General features: G+C 66.3%; 2 protein-coding genes. One reads left to right on the forward strand and one right to left on the reverse strand.

Annotation, left to right across the window (positions count from 1 at the left end):
- Nucleotides 1-16,857, forward strand: a 16,857-nt coding sequence (locus tag QMK17_RS22610) for an amino acid adenylation domain-containing protein (protein ID WP_442972815.1), incomplete at its 5' end; no start/stop codon positions are given.
- Here QMK17_RS22610 and QMK17_RS22615 read toward each other — a convergent pair.
- Complete coding sequence (locus QMK17_RS22615; protein WP_283511552.1) at nucleotides 16,827-19,715, reverse strand: amino acid adenylation domain-containing protein; 2,889 nt, start codon at nucleotides 19,713-19,715, stop codon at nucleotides 16,827-16,829. The two genes, QMK17_RS22610 and QMK17_RS22615, sit on opposite strands and share 31 nt — an antisense overlap.
- Nucleotides 19,716-19,726 lie beyond the last annotated feature (11 nt).

Below are 19,726 nucleotides of genomic sequence, written 5' to 3' on the forward strand. Positions count from 1 at the left end.
GTCGGCTACGTGGTGCCGGGCACTGGGGCGCAACTCGATAGCGCGGCGGTCTCGGAGTTCGTGGGCAAGCTCGTGCCTTCCTATATGGTGCCGTCGGCAGTGGTGGTACTCGATGAACTGCCACTGACGAATAACGGAAAGCTGGACCGGAAGGCGCTTCCCGCTCCGGATTACGAGTCGCGCACCTCGCCGGTGCGGTCGCCGGGCACCGAAATGGAGACGGTGCTGGCGGGGCTGGTCGCAGAAGTGCTGGGCGTGGCCTCCGTCGGTCTGGACGATTCGTTCTTCGCGCTCGGCGGTGACAGCATCATGTCGATTCAGTTGGTCGCGCGCGCCAAGGCGGCCGGCGTTGTGCTCGCCCCCCGCGATGTGTTCGATCGCAGAACGGTTGCCGGACTGGCAGCTGTGGCGGTCTGCGCCGACCGGTCACGCGGTTCGGAACTCGCAGAATTGCCGGGCGGGGGCGTCGGCGCCGTGCCCCTGACGTCGATTGTGCGGTGGATGCTCGAGCACGATGAACGATTCGAGCGGTTCTCGCAGGCCGCACTGTTGACCTTGCCCGAGACGGCCGGACCGGTCGACCTGGCACAGGCTTTGCAAGCCGTGATCGATCGACACGACATGCTCCGAGCGCGGCTACGCCGAGCATCCGAGTTCGAAACAGGCTGGGCGATGGAGGTCCTCCCGGTCGGCGCGGTGTCCGCTGGTACGGCGCTGCGCCGAGTATCCGTCGAGGCCGTGACGGGTGAAGAGTTCATCGGGATAGCCCGCCGCGAGTTGGCGGCCGCAGGCGAACGGCTCGACCCTGCCGCCGCGGTCATGGTGCAGGCGGTGTGGTTCGACGGGGGCGACGAGGGCGGACGGCTGCTGATCATGGCCCATCACCTGGTGGTCGATGGAGTGTCCTGGCGGGTACTCGTGCCCGACCTCGCGACGGCATGGGCACGGGTCGAGGCGGGCGGATCGGCGGATCTCGCTCCACAGGGCACCTCGATGCGACGCTGGGCGCACGGTCTGGTCGAGGCCGCGAGCAGTCGGGACAGTGAGCTCGAGCTGTGGACCGACATCCTGACCGGTGCCGACCCGATGCTGGGCACCCGGAGCTTGGATCGGGCGGTGGATCTCGTTGGCACGCTCGATCGGGTCGGCGTCGAGCTGCCTGCCGGGGTGACGGAAGAATTGCTGACCACGCTCCCCGCCGAGTACCACTGTGGTGTCGACGATGTGCTGCTGTGCGCGCTCGCGCTGGCACTGACAAGGTGGCGCCGCCAACGCGGAGAGATGGTCGACGACGCACTGATCGGCGTAGAGGGCCATGGCCGCGAGGAGCAGGTCGTGCCCGGCGCGGACCTCTCGCAGACGGTGGGCTGGTTCACCGCGATGTATCCGGTGCGACTGGATCTGTCCGGCATCGACCTGGGTGATGCGTTCGAGGGTGGGGCGGCTGCGGGTACAGCCATCAAGGCGGTCAAGGAGCAACTCCGCCGGATCCCCGATCACGGAATCGGGTACGGGATGCTCCGCTACCTTCACGAGGACACGCGGCCGGTGTTACAGCGCCTGGACGCCCCACAGATCTGTTTCAACTATCTGGGTAGGTTCGACGCCGCGGGTTCGGAAGCCCCGCAAGATGGCGGATTTCATCCAGTCGCAGTCGACGAGCTCGGTGGCACCGTGCACCCACAGACGCCGGCGCTCGCCGCGCTGAACATCGATGCCGCGGTTGTCCGTGACGGCGCAGGCACCCGGCTGCAGGCATCGTGGTCGTTCCCGAGCGGACTCCTCGCCCGCGGTGAGGTCGACGAGCTCACGCAGTTGTGGAGCCAAGCACTGACTGCAATGACCGAGCATGCTGCCCGGCCCGGTGCAGGCGGTCTGACTCCTTCCGATCTCGAGTTGGTCGCTCTCGATCAGGTGTCGATCGACCGGCTCGAGGGTAGATACCCGGGGATGTCGGATGTCTGGCCGCTGACGCCACTGCAATCCGGGTTGCTCTTCCACGCACAGTTGGCGGCGCACTCGCTCGACACGTATGTCGTGCAGTTGGCCGTCGATGTTCGAGGCGCCCTCGACCTACCCCGGATGCGCCGGGCAGCGGGGGCGTTGCTCGATCGAAACCCCAACCTGCGCGCGGCCTTTGTTGCCGACGCCGACGCCGGCGCGGTGCAGATAATCATGCCCAGCGTCGAAATGCCCTGGACCGAAATAAATATTACTGCTCTGCCTGCCGCGGCGCAGACGGCCGAACTCGACCGCATCCTTGCCGAGGACAGGACCACCCGATTCGAGATGTCTCGCGCGCCGCTGCTGCGATTCCTGGTGATCGAGCAGGCGGACGAGCACCATCGACTGGTACTGACCAATCACCATGTCCTGCTGGATGGTTGGTCGACACCGCTGCTGCTGGAAGAGCTGCTGATCCTGTATCGCGCTGACGGCGAGTTGCTTGCGCCGCCACGGGCCCGCCCGTATCGGGACTATCTGCAGTGGCTGACAGGGCAGTCCGTGTCCGATTCGACGGATGTCTGGGTGCGAGCGTTGTCCGGCCTGACGGAACCGACACGCTTGGCGCCGGCGACCCGTCGCAGCGTGACCGCGCTACCAGAGGACCTGGTGGCCACCCTCTCCGAGGAGCAGACGAGCGCGCTGACGGCGGTGGCGCGTGCCAACGGCGTCACTCTGAATACCATCATCCAGATGGCGTGGGGAATCGTGCTGAGCACGTTGACTTCTCGAACCGATGTGGTGTTCGGCGCCACGGTGTCCGGTCGACCCGCCGAAATTTCGGGTATCGAGTCGATGATCGGTCTGTTCATCAACACCGTACCGGTGCGCGTCGCGCTCGATCCCGCAGAGACATTGGCCGAGTTGATGGTTCGAATCCAGGCTGAGCAAGCGGAACTCATGCTGCACCACCAGGTCGGATTGTCCGAGATTCGGCTCGCTGCCGGGCCTGCCGCAGAGTTCGACACGTTGACGGTATTCGAGTCCTACCCGGTGGACCGTGCCGCAATCGCGGGTGCTCTGATGGACCTGCAGGTCGTGAACGTGCAGGCCACCGATGCGACGCACTACCCGATTTCGTTGATCGCCTCCACCGATCCCCGCCTGTGCCTGCGGATGTCGTACCTGCCGGACATGTTCGACCGCGAGGAAGTAGCGGGCTTCCTGAACGGTGTCACCCGCACACTCGACGCCGTCATCACCGACACAACCGTGCCTGTCGCGCGCCTGCAGCCACTCACCGGTGATGAACGTCGCCGCTTGGTCCCGGTGCGCGGACTGCCCAGGGGGGAGAGTGCACGCACTCTGGGACAAATCTTCGCCGACACTGCTGGGCGGGTGCCCTCGGGTGTGGCGGTGTCCGACGGTGGCCGCGAGATCACTTATGGTGAGCTCGACGAGCGTTCGAATCGGCTCGCCCGGTTGTTGATCGATCGTGGTGCGGAGCCGGAAACTGTTGTAGCGCTGAGTGTGCCGAAGTCGATCGAGTCGATCACGGCGATCTGGGCGATCAGTAAGGCCGGTGCGGTTTTCTGTCCGGTCGATCCGAGTTATCCGGTCGAGCGTGTCGATCACATGCTGGCGGATTCCGGCGCGATTGTGGGGTTGGCCCTCTCGGCCGGGGAGGGCGGTCTGTCTTCGGCGGTGCCGTGGTTGCTGCTCGGCGGAGCGGATTGCGCGCGGGAGTTGGCGGGGTATTCCGGGGCGCCGGTGAGCGATGTCGACCGGCGGGCCCCGCTGCGACCCGATCATGGCGCTTACCTGATTTACACGTCCGGGTCGACGGGGGTGCCGAAGGGTGTTGTGGTGGCTCACCGCGGGCTGGACGGGTTTGCCTGCGAGCAGATCGAGCGGTTCGGTCCGTCGCCGCAGTCGCGGGTGCTGCATTTTTCTTCACCGAGCTTCGACGTATCGCTGTTCGACTACCTGCTGGCGTTCGGGGTGGGCGCAACTTTGGTGATCGCACCACCGACCGTGTATGCGGGTACCGAGTTGGCGCAGTTGCTCGCGCGCGAGCGGATCACTCACGCGTTCATCACCACTGCTGCGTTGGCTTCGACGGATCCTACGGGTCTGGATCTGTTCGAGACGGTGGTGTTCGGCGGTGAGGCGTGCCAGTCGGATCTGGTGTCGCGTTGGGCGCCGGGGCGGGCTTTGTTCAACGGCTACGGCCCGACCGAGGCGACGATCTTGTCGAACATCAGCCCGGTGCTGGCGGTGGGTGATCGGGTCACGATGGGTGGTCCGCTTCGTGGGGTGCGGGAGTTGGTGCTCGATTCGTGGTTGCGGCCGGTGCCGGTGGGGGCGTTGGGTGAGTTGTATTTGGCGGGTGCGGGTTTGGCGCGGGGGTATCACCGCCGGGCGGGGTTGACGCCGTCACGGTTCGTTGCCGATCCGTTCTTCGGGGGCGGGGAGCGGATGTATCGGACGGGTGATGTGGTGCGGTGGTTGGAGAGTGAATCGGGTGGGTTGGTGTTGGAGTATGTGGGGCGCAGTGATTTTCAGGTGAAGGTTCGTGGGTTCCGGATCGAGCCGGGTGAGGTCGATGCTGCGCTGGGTAATTATCCGTCGGTCGATTTTGCTGTGACGATTGCGCGGCCGGGGCCGTCGGGGGAGATGGCGTTGGTGTCGTATGTGCGCGGGGATGGTGTGGATGTGGGTGGGTTGCGGGGGTATTTGGCGGGGTTGTTGCCGGCTCATCTGGTGCCGGCGTCGATCACGGTGATCGATGAGATTCCGTTGACTGTGGTGGGGAAGTTGGACCGAAAGCGCTTGCCCGAACCGGAGTTCGGTGTCCAATCGGGAGCGCACCGGGGGGCCGGCGACCCCGTGGAGGAGATCATCACCGAAATCTACCGATCTGTCCTCGGTATCGAACGGGTCGGTGCCGATGACAGTTTCTTCGATCTCGGTGGGAACTCGCTGGCGGCGACCCGAGTGACGGCCCGAGTGAGTGCGGCCTTCGGGACCGAAGTCGGGGTGCAGACCCTGTTCGATTCGCCGACCGTTCGCGCCTTCGCGGTCGAGGTCAAACATCATCACTCGGACGCTGCGCCGCGGCCCGAACTCGTGGCGTCGCCGCGACCGGATCGGATCCCGTTGTCGCCTGCGCAGCAACGCATGTGGTTCATCAACCAGTACGACACCGCATCGCCCGCGTACAACCTTCCGTTCGTGGTGCGGCTGACGGGCACCCTCGATCTCGACGCGCTGAAGGCTGCGATGGTGGACGTGCTGGAGCGGCACGAATCCCTACGTACCATTTTCCCCTCGGTGGATGGGTCCCCGATCCAGGTCGTCGTACCCGCGGAGAGCGCGGCGCCGGACCTGCGGGTTACCACGGTGGAGGAGGGTGACTCAAGGGGCGCGCTCGACCGATTCGTGGCAACAGGGTTCGATGTCGGCTCGGAGCCACCGATGCACGCTCGGCTGTTCGAGCTCAGTGCGACCGAACACATCCTCGCAGTGGTCCTGCACCACATCGCTGCGGACGGTTCCTCGATGGCGCCGCTGGGTCGAGATGTGATGAGCGCGTACGCCGCACGGGCGGCGGGCAGGGCGCCCGGCTGGGCGCCGCTGCCGGTGCAGTTCGCCGATTTCGCCCTGTGGCAGCGCGGATGGTTGGGCGAGGAGGCGGATCCCGACAGCGTGGTGGCCAGGCAGTTGGCCTACTGGACGGCGACCTTGTCCGGTGCGCCGGAGGTGTCGGCGATGCCGACGGACCGTCCGCGGCCGGACCGGCGGTCGATGCGCGGTGATCGAGTGGAGTTCGAGATCTCAGCGGATCTGCACCACGCGTTGCGATCCCTGGCCCGGGCCCATTCCGCGACGATGTTCATGACACTGCACGCCGCACTGGCGGTCCTGCTGGCCCGGGTCGGCGGCGAGGACGACGTCGTGATCGGAACCCCGGTGGCGGGGCGGAGCGTGGCCGTCCTCGACGATCTCGTCGGGATGTTCGTCGGCACCCTGGCGCTTCGTACCGAGGTGAACAGGTCCGAGTCCTTCGAGAGGTTGCTCGCGGATGCCCGCTCGCGCGATCTGTCTGCGTTCACCAATGCCGACCTGCCGTTCGAGCGACTCGTCGATGTGCTCGCCCCGGAGCGCTCGACCGCGCATTCACCGCTGTTCCAGGTGCTCCTCGAATACCGCGACGACTCGCCCACACAGCTGCAATTGCCCGGTCTGACCACAAGCGCCGTCGACGTCGACCCGGGGGTCGCCAAATTCGACCTGCAGTTGACGGCCACGGAGCGTTTCGAGGGGGACGCGGAGGCAGGGATCTCGGCCTCGTTCACCTTCGCGACCGATCTGTTCGACCGGTCTACGGTCAGTGGGTTCGCGAAGATATTCCTTGCAATCCTCGACGCGGTGGTCGCGGATTCCTCGATGGCGGTGGGGGATCTGGAGATCGTGGCGGCAGGCGACCGCGCGCGGATGTTGGAGCAGTGGAATCCGCCGTCCGCGCCGGTGGAGGCGGTGACGTTGGCGGACCTGTTCGCTCGTGTGGCGGCGCGGGCGCCGGAGGCAGTTGCAGTGTGCAGCGGCGCGGTGAGTGTGACGTATGCGGAGTTGGATGCACGTTCGAATCAGGTTGCGCGGCAGTTGATCGCAGTAGGGGTCGGTCCGGAGTCGTTGGTTGGGGTCGCGGTGGGTCGGTCTGTGGATTTGGTGGTAGCGGTGTTGGGAGTGATCAAGGCGGGCGGGGGCTACCTACCGCTCGATCCGGGTTACCCGTCGGATCGGTTGACGTTCATGCTCGACGATGCCGGCGTGGTGTGTGTGCTCACCACGGGGGCGGAGGCTGATTCGGTGCCGTCCGCCGATGTCCCGGTCGTGCTACTCGCAGCGGGGGGCGAGGGTGCCCCGTCGGGGCCGATCGGGATCGGCGAGCGGCGGGCACTTGCGGCCCCGGATTCGACGGCCTATGTGATCTACACGTCGGGGTCTACCGGCCGGCCGAAGGGGGTGGCGGTCTCGCACCGCAACGTGGTGGCGTTGTTCGCGCACACCGGAGGTCTTTTCGGTTTCGATGAGCGGGATGTGTGGACGATGTTTCATTCGTCCGCATTCGATTTCTCGGTGTGGGAGATGTGGGGTGCGTTGCTCCATGGTGGACGGCTGGTCCTTGTCGACTATCTGACTGCGCGGTCGCCGCAGGAGTTCGGTGAGTTGTTGCGCCGGGAGAGGGTGACGGTGCTCAGTCAGACGCCGACCGCCTTCTATCAGCTTGCGGAGCTGCCGGCGGGTGGAGCGTTGTCGTTGCGGTATGTCGTTCTCGGCGGTGAGGCCTTCGATCCGGCGCGGGTATCGGACTGGGGCGCCGGTGTGGTGGTGAATATGTACGGCATCACCGAGACCACGGTGCACGTCACGCATGCACCGCTCGCGGGTTCGGAGTCCTCGAGTGTGATCGGTCGAGCGATTCCTGGTCTGCGGGTCTATGTGCTCGATGCCCGGCTTCATCTGGTGCCGCCGGGCACTGCGGGGGAGATGTATGTCTCGGGTGTTCAGCTCTCGCGTGGATATCTGGGGCGTACGGCGTTGACCTCGGGTCGGTTCGTCGCTGATCCATTCGTATGTGGGGAGCGGATGTATCGAACCGGAGACGTGGCGCGGTGGGGTTCAGGCGGGCAATTGGAGTATGTGGGTCGTGTCGATTTTCAGGTGAAGCTTCGCGGCTACCGGATCGAGCTCGGTGAGGTCGAATCGACGCTGCTGCGTTGCGTGGGGGTGGTCGGAGCGGCTGCGGTGGTGCGTGATGACGCAGGTTCGGGTGATCGGTTGGTCGGCTACGTGGTGCCGGGCACTGGGGCGCAACTCGATAGCGCGGCGGTCTCGGAGTTCGTGGGCAAGCTCGTGCCTTCCTATATGGTGCCGTCGGCAGTGGTGGTACTCGATGAACTGCCACTGACGGCCAGTGGCAAGCTCGATCGGAAAGCACTACCCGCACCGGCGGCGCGGGTGTCCGCGAGTAGAGCGCCCCAATCGGATGCGGAGCGCGTGCTGGCCGAGTTGTTCGCCGAGGTGCTTGGTTCGGGACCCGTGGGGGCCCACGATTCGTTCTTCGGACTCGGCGGAGACAGCATTATGTCGATCCAGCTGGTCGCGCGCGCGTCCTCGGCCGGACTGGCGATCACACCGCGAGATGTGTTCGAGCGTAAAACTGTTGCGGGACTTGCCGAAGTGGCTGCAGCCGCGGCTGATCGGCTGCCGTCGGTCGTTGCGGAGCCCGATGTGGCCGTCGGCGAGGTCCCCCTCACACCGGTGGTCCGATGGATGTTGGCGCGCGGGAAGAACTTCGACCGCTACGCCCAGATTGCAGTACTGACCCTGCCGGTCGGCGTCGACCACGATTCGTTGGTCGGTGCAGCGCAGGCGGTACTGGACCGCCATGACATGCTGCGCGCGCGGCTGCGGCCCGACACCGGATCTGCGGCGGGCTGGAAGTTGGAGGTGCCACCGGCGGGGGCAGTGTCGGCCCACGTTGCGTTGCACCGCATCGAGATCGATTCGCCCGAGGGGACTTCGTTCACGGAAGCGGCGACGCGGGCCTGCGGGGAGGCCGCGGGCCGGCTCGATCCTGCTCGGGGTGTCATGATCGAGTTCGTCTGGTTCGACGCCGGCCCTCGCGCGGGCCGGCTGATGATCGTCGCTCATCACCTGGTGATCGACGCGGTGTCCTGGCGGGTGCTGGTGCCCGATCTGGTCTACGCGTGGTCCAGCATCCGGGCCGGTGATGTGCCCGATCTCCCGCGCGCCGGTACCTCTATGCGACGCTGGGCCCACGGTCTGGAAGAGGCAGCGAGCCGCCGCCACAGTGAGCTGGACCTGTGGACCGCGCAGTTGGACGGCCCGGACCCGCAGCTCGGTTCGCGTCCGCTCGACCCGGCGGTCGACGTCAATGCGGCCCTCGAACGCGTCCCGGTGGAGTGGCCGACGGATGTCACCGCGTCCCTGATCGCTACGTTGCCGAAAGCGTTCCACTGTGGCGTCGAAGACGGCCTGCTGACTGCATTGGCACTGGCCTTGACCCGGTGGCGGCGCGATCGGGGAATAGTGCTCGACGATGCGTTGATCGACGTCGAGGGACACGGTCGCCGAGAACAGGCAGTGCCCGGCGCCGATCTGTCCCACACAGTCGGCTGGTTCACCTCGATTCATCCAGTACGACTGGCACTTTCGGGTATCGACCTGGACGAGTCCTTCGAGGGTGGGCAGGCGGCGGGTACCGCGATCAAGGCGGTCAAGGAGCAGTTGCGCGCGATACCCGATCACGGCATCGGATACGGGATGCTTCGGTACCTCGACGACGCGGCGGGCCCGGTGTTGGCCGGCTTGCCCTCACCCCAGATCAGTTTCAACTATCTCGGACGGATGACGGGGGCGCAGTCGGACGAACCCGACCGTGGATGGGTACCGGTCGAGGTTCCTGGACTCAGTGACCCGGCCGAACCGAAAATGCCGGTGGCTGTTGCGGTCGACATCAATGCGGTCATCACAGCGACCACCGCCGGGCCCCGGCTGCGGGCTGTCCTCGCCTTCCCCCACGGGGTGCTCACCGCGAATGAGGTCGGTGAGCTGACGCGGCTGTGGCAACTGGCGGTGACGGCGCTGGTCCGGCACGCGGAGAAGCCGGGCGCGGGCGGATTCACACCGACAGATCTGCCGATGGTGGGTCTCGATCAGCAAGCGGTCGATCGCCTGACGATCGACTATCCGCGGCTGAGCGAGGTGTGGCAGCTGACGCCGCTACAAGCGGGGCTGTTGTTCCAGGCGCGTCTCGCCGAGTACGCGGTCGATGCTTACCTGGTGCAGATCACGCTCGCGCTGCAGGGTCAGGTTGACGGGGATCGGGTGCGGCGGGCGGGCCGATCGTTGCTCGCCCGGCACCCGAACCTGGCGGCGGCGTTCGCGACCACTGCGGACGGCGAGGCGGTGCAGGTGATCGAGGAAGGCGTGGAGTTGCCCGTCACCGAGGTGGATCTGACCGGCCTCGACGACCGAGATCGGGCACACGAGCTCGGCGAGCTGAAGGCTGCCGATCGCATCGACCCGTTCGACATGGCGCGTCCGCCGCTGATCCGTTTGCATTTGGTCAAAACCGCTGCGGAGTCCTACCTGCTGGTGCTGACCAACCATCACATCCTGCTCGATGGGTGGTCCACGCAACCGCTGATCATCGAGCTGCTCACGCTTTATGCCTCCGACGGTGACAGCGCCGTACTGCCTCCGGTTCGGCCGTATCGCGACTACCTGGAGTGGCTGCATCGCCGCGACACCGCCGCATCGGTGATCGCCTGGCGCGACGCGCTGGCGGGCGTGTCGGAACCGACGCTGGTGGCTCCGGCGGGACGGGACTTCGCCGGCTCGGACCATGTGCTGCTCGAGATCAGCGCGGAGCGGACGGCCGCACTGCGGACGGCGGCCCGGGACCACGATCTGACACTCAACACCATGATGCAAGCGGCCTGGGCAATCATGTTGGGTGCGTTAGCATCTCGTGGCGACGTCGTCTTCGGTGCCACGGTCTCCGGCCGTCCACCACACATCCGCGGAATCGAGTCGATGATCGGACTGTTCATCAACACCGTGCCGGTGCGGGTAACCCTCGACCCGAGCGAAAGTCTTAGCGCCCTCCTCGATCGGCTGCAGGCGGAACAAGCGGCGCTGCTCGACCACCACTACCTCGGGCTCATCGATATCCGTGCCGCCACCGGGCCCGGCGCCGACTTCGACACCCTTACTGTCTTCGAGTCCTACCCGGTCGATCGACTGTCGGGGCAGGACCCGCATGCTGCGGGCGTGCATGTGGGCGAGGTGCACGGCCGGGACGCATCGCACTATCCCCTCGCGTTGGTCGGCTCCGCCGACGATCGGCTGCGGCTCGAGCTCGCCTACGCCCCGGACTTGTTCGAACGGTCCAAGGCCGAGTCGATCCTTGCACGCGTGACCGCGGTGCTCGACGCTATCGTCGAATCCCCGGAACTGCCGATAGCACAGATCAAGCTCGGCGCAGGCACCGAACGCCGACTGGTACCGGCTGAGGGCCGCTGGAGTGATTCGGTCCGTACCCTTCCGCAGATTCTTGCCGATACCGCCGGGCGGGTGCCCTCGGGTGTGGCGGTGTCCGATGGTGGCCGCGAGATCACTTATGGTGAGCTCGACGAGCGTTCGAATCGGCTCGCCCGGTTGTTGATCGATCGTGGTGCCGGGCCGGAAACTGTTGTAGCGCTCAGTGTGCAGAAGTCGATCGAGTCGATCACGGCGATCTGGGCGATCAGTAAGGCCGGTGCCATTTTCTGTCCGGTCGATCCGAGTTATCCGGCCGAGCGTGTCGATCACATGCTGGCGGACTCCGGCGCGATTGTGGGGTTGGCCCTCTCGGCCGGGGCGGGCGGTCTGCCTTCGGCGGTGCCGTGGTTGCTGCTCGGCGGAGCGGACTTCGCGCGGGAGTTGGCGGGGTATTCCGGCGCGCCGGTGAGCGATGTCGATCGCCGGGCCCCGCTGCGACCCGATCATGGCGCTTACCTGATTTACACGTCCGGGTCGACAGGGGTGCCGAAGGGCGTTGTGGTGGCTCACCGCGGGCTGGACGGGTTTGCGAGCGAGCAGATCGAGCGGTTCGGTCCGACGCCGCAGTCGCGGGTGCTGCATTTTTCCTCACCGAGCTTCGACGGATCGCTGTTCGACTACCTGCTGGCGTTCGGGGTGGGCGCAACACTGGTGATCGCACCACCGTCGACCTTCGCGGGCACCGAGTTGGCGCAGTTGCTCGCGCGCGAGCGAATCACTCACGCGTTCATCACCACTGCTGCGTTGGCTTCGACGGATCCTGCGGGTCTGGATCTGTTCGAGACGGTGGTGTTCGGCGGGGAGGCGTGCCAGTCGGATCTGGTGTCGCGGTGGGCGCCGGGGCGGGCTTTGTTCAACGGCTACGGCCCGACCGAGGCGACGATCATGTCGAACATCAGCCCGCCGTTGGCGGTGGGTGATCGGGTGACGATGGGCGGTCCGCTTCGTGGCGTGCGGGAGTTGGTGCTCGATTCGTGGTTGCGGCCGGTGCCGGTGGGGGCGTTGGGTGAGTTGTATTTGGCGGGTGCGGGTTTGGCGCGGGGGTATCACCGCCGGGCAGGGTTGACGGCGTCACGGTTCGTTGCCGATCCGTTCTTCGGGGGCGGGGAGCGGATGTATCGGACGGGTGATGTGGTGCGGTGGTTGGAGGGTGAACCGGGTGGGTTGGTGTTGGAGTATGTGGGACGCAGTGATTTTCAGGTGAAGGTTCGTGGTTTTCGGATCGAGCCGGGTGAGGTCGATGCTGCGCTGGGTGGTGATCCGTCGGTCGATTTTGCTGTGACGATTGCGCGGCCGGGGCCGTCGGGGGAGATGGCGTTGGTGTCGTATGTGCGCGGGGATGGTGTGGATGTCGGTGCGTTGCGGGGGTATTTGGCGGGGTTGTTGCCGGCTCATCTGGTGCCGGCGTCGATCACGGTGATCGATGAGATTCCGTTGACCGTGGTGGGGAAGTTGGACCGAAAGCGCTTGCCCGCACCCGACTTCACCGCTGTGGCGGAGTTCGCGCCACCGGCGGGCCCAGTGGAGGAGACGATAGCGGAGATCGTCGCGGCGGTGCTGGGGGTCGAACGGGTCGGCGCCGATGACAGCTTCTTCGAGCTGGGCGGCAACTCACTGACCGCTACCCGGGTCATCGCCCGGGTCAACGCCGCTCTGCACACCGGCGCCGGGGTCCGCGCGGTGTTCGAGGCTCCCACGGTCCGGGCCCTGGCGACAAGGGTGCAGAACGGACCTGTGGGCGCGGCGCAGCGGCCTGCACTCAGCCCGCGGCCCCAGCTCGCACAGATCCCGCTCTCGCCCGCGCAGCAACGCCTCTGGTTCCTCAACCGCTATGACAGTTCCTCTGCGGCGTACAACATCCCGCTGGCCGTTCGGCTGACTGGGACGCTCGACCTCGACGCGCTCACTGCGGCGTTGGCGGACGTGATCGAACGGCACGAGTCGTTGCGCACCACCTTCCCCGACTCGGGCGACGGACCGCATCAGCTGGTGGTTGCGACTGCGCAGGCAGTTCCCGATCTGCGTCCGGAGACTGTGCCGGAACCGGAACTTCCGGGTCGGATGGCGGCGTTCGCCTCCCGCGGCTTCGATCTTTGCACCACAGTGCCGTTGCGTGCCAGGCTCTTTGGTATCGAAGAGACTGCTCATGTTTTGGTTGTGGTCATCCACCACATCGGCGCTGATGGTTACTCGATGGCACCGCTCGTGCGAGACCTCATGACCGCGTACGCATCGCGGGTCGACGGCCATCCCCCCTGGTGGACTCCGCTCCCGGTGCGCTACTCGGATTACGCACTGTGGCAACATGAGTGGCTCGGTAACGCGGACGATCCGAACAGTGTCGCGGCCGGCCAGCTCGCCTACTGGACGGCAGCCTTGGTGGGACTGCCCGAGGTTGTTTCGTTGCCGACCGATCGACCCCGCCCGGCCCAGCGCACGCTGCGTGGGCAGCGGGTCGGGTTCGAGATCAGCGCCGACCTGCACCGCGCGCTGCGGTCGTTTGCCCGGGCGCATTCCGCGACGATGTTCATGACCATGCACGCAGCCTTGGCCGTGCTGCTGGCGCGGATCGGCGGCGATGAGGACATCGCGATCGGAACTCCGGTGGCCGGCCGCGGCGATCCCGCCCTCGACGAAATGGTGGGCATGTTCGTCGGCACCCTGGTCCTGCGCACCCGCGTCGACGGGGCAGCGACTTTCGCGGAGCTGCTCAGCGCGGTGCGCGAGGTCGACATCGGTGCATTCACCAACGCCGACGTTCCGTTCGAGCTGCTCGTGAGTGTGCTCGATCCGCCTCGATCGGCAGCCCACGGCCCGTTGTTCCAGGTCTCGCTGGAGTTCGACAACACGGAGCGTCCGCGTCTTGTCCCCACGCCCGAGTTGAGTGTCGAGCCGTTGGATTTCGCCGTCTCCGCAGCCAAGGAGGACCTCGAACTCGTACTCGCAGAGCGGTTCGACGATGTCGGTGCGCCGGCGGGTGTGGACGCCGGGTTCGTCTTCGCCACCGATCTATTCGACCCCGCCACCGTGCACCGGTTCGCGGCGCAGTACGTCCGAATACTCGAGGCTGCGGCGGGTGCGGCCGACACTTCGGTGGGAGACATCGGACTTCTCGGCCCCGACCAGGTGGTCGAACTCACCCAGGTACGCGGCGGGCTGAATGCGGCGCCGCGGCTCTTGCCACAATTGTTCGCCGCGGCTGTCGCGATCGACCCAACTGCTGTCGCGGTCTCGAGCGGGAACCGCGAAATCACCTACCGGGAACTGGACGAGCAGTCGAACCGACTCGCGCGCGTGCTGATCGAGGAGGGTGCCGGACCCGAGACATATGTCGCTTGCGCGCTTCCGCGTTCGATCGAGTCGGTGATGTCGGTCTGGGCGGTGGCCAAGACCGGCGCTGCCTTCGTGCCGATCGATCCGGACTACCCGACGGAACGGATCGCGCACATGCTCACCGACTCCGCCGTGGCGCTCGGCCTGACCCTGGCCGAAAAACGCGACCGACTGCCAGATTCGTCGACCTGGCTGGTTCTCGACGAGGACGGGATCGGAAATCGCCTCGCCACTCGGTCGGCTGCGGCCGTGACGGACGCAGACCGCAGGACGCCACTGCTGCTCGGGCAGCCGGCCTACCTGATCTACACCTCCGGCTCCACCGGTGTACCGAAGGGCGTGGTGCTCACCCACCGGGGCTTGTCGGGTGTCGTGGCGCACATCCTCGAAAACCTGGAGGTGAACCCGAATTCGCGAGTTTCGCATCTGGCTTCGCCGAGCTTCGACGCCTCGATCTTCGAACTGTTGACGGCCGTCTCCGCAGGCGCCGCCCTGGTGATCGTCCCACCCAGTATCTATGGCGGTGGTGAACTCGCACGCGTAATCGCCCGCGAGCGAGTCACTCACGCATGTATCACTCCGGCTGCGCTCGCGACGGTGCCGACGGACGGACTCGAGTCGCTGCGGGTTCTCAACGTGGCGGGGGAGCGGTGCCCTGCCGAGTTGGTTGCGCGATGGGCGCCGGGCCGGAGGATGGTCAATGCGTACGGGCCGACCGAGGTCACCATCATGGCCAGCACCAGCAGCGCGATGAACACTGATGAGGTCGTCGGCATCGGTGCTCCGGCAAAGGGATTCGCTGCACTCGTGCTCGACCTACGGCTACAACCGGTGCCGATCGGCGTGACCGGTGAGCTGTACCTCGCCGGCGCCGCCCTCGCCCGTGGATACCATCGGCGTGCAGGGCTGACCGCAGGTCGTTTCGTTGCGGACCCGTTCGGTGCTCCGGGCGACCGAATGTATCGCACCGGTGACGTGGTTCGCTGGCGCGAGGACTACACCCTCGAGCACGTCGGTCGCAGCGACTTCCAGGTCAAGATACGCGGGTTTCGGGTCGAGCTCGGCGAGATCGACTCGGCGCTGACCGACCACCCCACCGTCGCTTTCGCGATCACGCTCGGCGTACCAGCCCCGGGCGCCGCAGCGTCGAACGGCGACATGGTGCTGGTGTCCTACGTAGTGCCTGCGCCTGACTCAACGGTGGACATCGGGTCGCTCACCGAGCACCTGGCGAAGCGACTCCCCTCGCACATGGTGCCCAGGGGCATCGTGCCGATCGAGAAGATCCCACTGTCTCCGACCGGCAAGCTCGACCGTGCTGCCCTGCCTGCACCCCGATTCGGCGCCAACACTGAGCAGTTCAGAGAAGCCGAAGACCCCGTGCAGAAGGCAGTGGCGGATGCGTACGCAGAGGTTCTCGGATTGAAGCAGGTCGGCGTGGACGACAACTTCTTCGACCTCGGCGGCAACTCGCTCAGCGCTACCCGGGTGGTCGCGGAGCTGCAACAGCGCATGGGCACCGAGATTGGCCTGCAGTCGATGTTCCTCGATCCGACCCCGGCGGGTCTGGCTGTTCGTATCGCGGATGCGATCGACGGTGAGGCGGCGCGAACCGAGGAGGCGCTCGGCGGGCTGATCGCGTTGCGACGCGATGGAACCGGACCTGCATTGTTCTGTGTGCATGCCGGGATGGGACTCGCCTGGGCTTACACCGGGTTGGTGCGTCACCTTGCGTCCGGTCGGCCCGTGTACGGACTGCAGTTGCCGAGCATCGGCGGCGGTCCGATCGCCGGTTCGATTCGAGAACTGGCCCGCCGGTACGTCGAGGTGATTCGGGCGGTGCAGCCGGAGGGGCCCTACCATCTGCTCGGCTGGTCGCTCGGCGGTGTCATTGCACACGCCATGGCCACCGAGTTGCGCCGGGCGGGCGAGGAAGTCGGGGCTCTGGTCCTCATGGACGCATACCCGCCCGCCGACGACGTCGGACCGGTTGGCGTGCTTGACCTCGAACACCTGCTTGCCGGGCTGGGGGTGCCGCTGGACCCGATCGACCCCTTCGGTCCCGGCGGCCCTACCTACGAGCGGGCTGTCGAGCTGCTCAACGCCTCGTACGGTCAGGACACCGGAATTCGCCCGACGCACCTACGACGTATCAATGAGGGATACGCGAACTCCACGAGGATTGTGCGTGAGCACGAACCCGATCTCTTCGACGGCGATCTGCTCTTCTTCGAAGCGACGGAGAGTAGCGGCCGTGGTCACTCCGCGCGGGAATGGCGGCCGCTGATCGCCGGTTCGATCGACGAGTACGGAGTGGACTGCGAACACAACCGGATGACCGAGGAGCGTGCCCTGGCACGGATCGGACCCGTGGTCGAGCGTTACCTCGAGGGCCGGGCTGATACCCAGGGGCGTTACAGCACGGGCGGTTCGGGGACCGGGTAGCGCCGAGCCAAGGTGTCACAGATGCCCCGGATACTCGGATGCAGATAGAGGTCCCTCATCGGCAGGACAGGCAGTCCGGCCTGACGCATCATCGCGTCTGCCTTGATCGCTGCCAGCGAGTTGCCGCCGAGTTCGAAGAGATTGTCATCCGCCGAAACAGTTACGCCGAGAAGGGATTCCCAGATACCTCGGAGCAGATCGGTCTGCTCGCCATTGCTGGTCCCGTCGGTGTCGGCCGAGCAGCGGTCTCGCGTTGCCGTTGCCGTTCCCGGCCGCGGTGCGGGTAGCCGAGCAGTGTCGAGCTTGCCGTTGATCGTCAGGGGGAGCTCCGCCAGCATGGTGACGGTCGCCGGCACCATGTAGTCGGGGAGGAAGCCCGCTGCTCGACGTCTGATTCCGCGTCGCGCGATCTCGGATGCGTCGGAGTTGGCCGCCACTACGTACGCATCGATTCGCAGTCCGGTTGGATCGGCGATGTCGCCGCCGACGACGACCGCGCTCGCAGCCACCGCAGGGTCGTCCAGGAGCACGTTGCGGATCTCGTCGAGTTCGATTCGAAAGCCTCTGATCTTCACCTGGTTGTCCACACGGCCGAGATGGTCCACCTGGCCGTCCGGGCGCAACCGACCGAGATCACCAGTGCGGTAAATCCGTTCGCCGGTGGCAGGGTCGACGACGAATCGCTGTGCAGTGAGATCGGGGCGGTTCAGATAGCCGAGGGCGGTGCCGGCACCGCCGATGTAGATCTCCCCGGCGACCCCGGAGGGGAGTCGTCGGCCACGCTCGTCCAGCACATCCAGATACCAACCGGGTAATGGACTTCCGACCGACCGAGTCTCGGCGATGATGTCGCTGCGAGTGACCGTCTTGGCGGTGGCGTGCACGGTGGTCTCGGTGATGCCGTACATGTTGACCAGCCGACACCGGGGCTCCGGGTAGCGGTCCATCCAGTCTCGCAGGGTCCGTACGTCCAACGGTTCGCCGCCGAACACCACCAGCCGAATCGCGTCGAGAGGCTCGAGGTCCCGGTCGGCCACGGCGAGTTGCGTGAAGGCGGACGGAGTCTGGCTGAGCACGGTGACTCGTGCTTCGACGAGCAGCCGGTGGAATTCCATGGGTGAGCGTGAGACCCAGTGCGGCACCACCAACAGTGTTGCGCCGGTGAGCAAGGCGCCCCAGATTTCCCACACCGAAAAGTCGAACGCGCTCGAGTGGAAGAACGACCAGGTGTCCTCGGGTCCGAGGTCGAACAACTCCGCGGTGGCCGCCAATAACGCGTCCACGTTCGCGTGCGCGACGACGACTCCTTTCGGACGGCCGGTGGATCCAGAGGTGTAGATGACGTAGGCGGCGTGATCGGGGGTCGGGGCGTCGGGATCAGGGGTCGGGGCGATCGAAGCCGGAGGGTGCTGGGCGAGATCCTCGGGTCGGACGGCGGAGACGTCCCCGCCCCACGGATCGTCTGCCAGGTCGGTGACGACGATGGACAGCGCGGAATCTGTCGCGGTGTAGGCGAGCCTGTCCCCGGGGTGACGGACATCCATCGGGACATAAACAGCGTGGGCCTTCAGGACTGCCAGCATCGACGCGACGAGTTCGCATGATCGATCGAGGCAGAGCCCAACCCGGTCACCGGGTAGAACCCCGAGATTGCGCAGGCCGACGGCGAACCGATCGGAGAGTTGGTCGAGTTCGCCGTAGGTCATCCGCCGGTCTCCGTGCATCACCGCAGTAGCCCCGGGCCGCTGGGCGGCGATGGCACTGAAGGCGGCTTCGATACGTTGGGGTGTGCGCCGGAGAACTCGGTCCGAACTGCCCAGGCGTCTGCCGGTACTCAGGTCGAGTTCGCCGACCGTTGTGTCGGGTTCGGCGGAGCACAATTGTTGGAGGGCGGCGGCCACATCCCGGCCGAACTGCCGCGCCGAATCCATCCCGACGCGCGGCAATCGGTGGAACACCTGCAGCGATGACACACCATCGTCGCTGCGATGCAGTGCGAGGGTCAAGGGAAACGGCGCGCTCCGGCAGGCCGAGTATCCGGGACTCGTCCCGCCCCCGAGGATCCCGATGTTCGGGGCGGTGGCTTGCTCGGCCTGCGTCCCGGTCCGATCGCCGGTGAGCCGCCCTGTGCAGTCGTCGACAATATCGCGCTGCAGTCGGGACGGGGAGGCATCCACGGGAAGCACGGTGGTCCGCTCGAAGCCGCCGATGAGGTTCGCCGGTCGGTCCGATCGCTGCGTCCATGCGAGGACCGTTGCGGTGTCCAAGTTTTCGTACCTGGCCAGCACCAACCCGGCCGCGGCAGCAAGCATGCCGGTGGGTGGGACGCAGGTCAGAGGGATGACGACGAGCCCTGTTCCCGGAGTCGCCTCGGTGTCCGCCGACGCCCAGCCGAGAACGCCGTCGGCGACGGTTGTCTGTCCCCCCGAGGAAATATGACCCGCAGGCTCGGACTGCTGTGCAGCAATCGATTCGGGGTCGACGCGGCCGCAGAGCGCCTCGGACAGGACGACGAGCGAGGAGTAGTCGAAGTGCCGCCGGTCGGAAACCAGAATCAGGTCGGCAGCGCCGTCCGAATACCTGAGCACCACGACACGAATCGACGGTCCCGATTCGCGAAGTGGGCGATCGAGTTCCGAGTTCACCCGGCTGTGGGCCGCGCTGCCGCCGGACGGCTCCGGTACCCTTTCGATCCACACTCGGGCCTCGCCGTGTTCCGGTGCCCACCAACGGCTGCAGATGGAGTGGTACGCCGATCGGATGTCCTCGTCGCCGACACCTGTAGGTACTTCTGCGTGCAGACCGTGGGTGTACGCCGGGCTGTGCGATCCTTGCCATGACCAGAGGGATTGGTGCATTGGAGTATTCC

The sequence above is a fragment of the Rhodococcus sp. G-MC3 genome, from assembly GCF_030063335.1.
GTDB lineage: Bacteria > Actinomycetota > Actinomycetes > Mycobacteriales > Mycobacteriaceae > Rhodococcoides.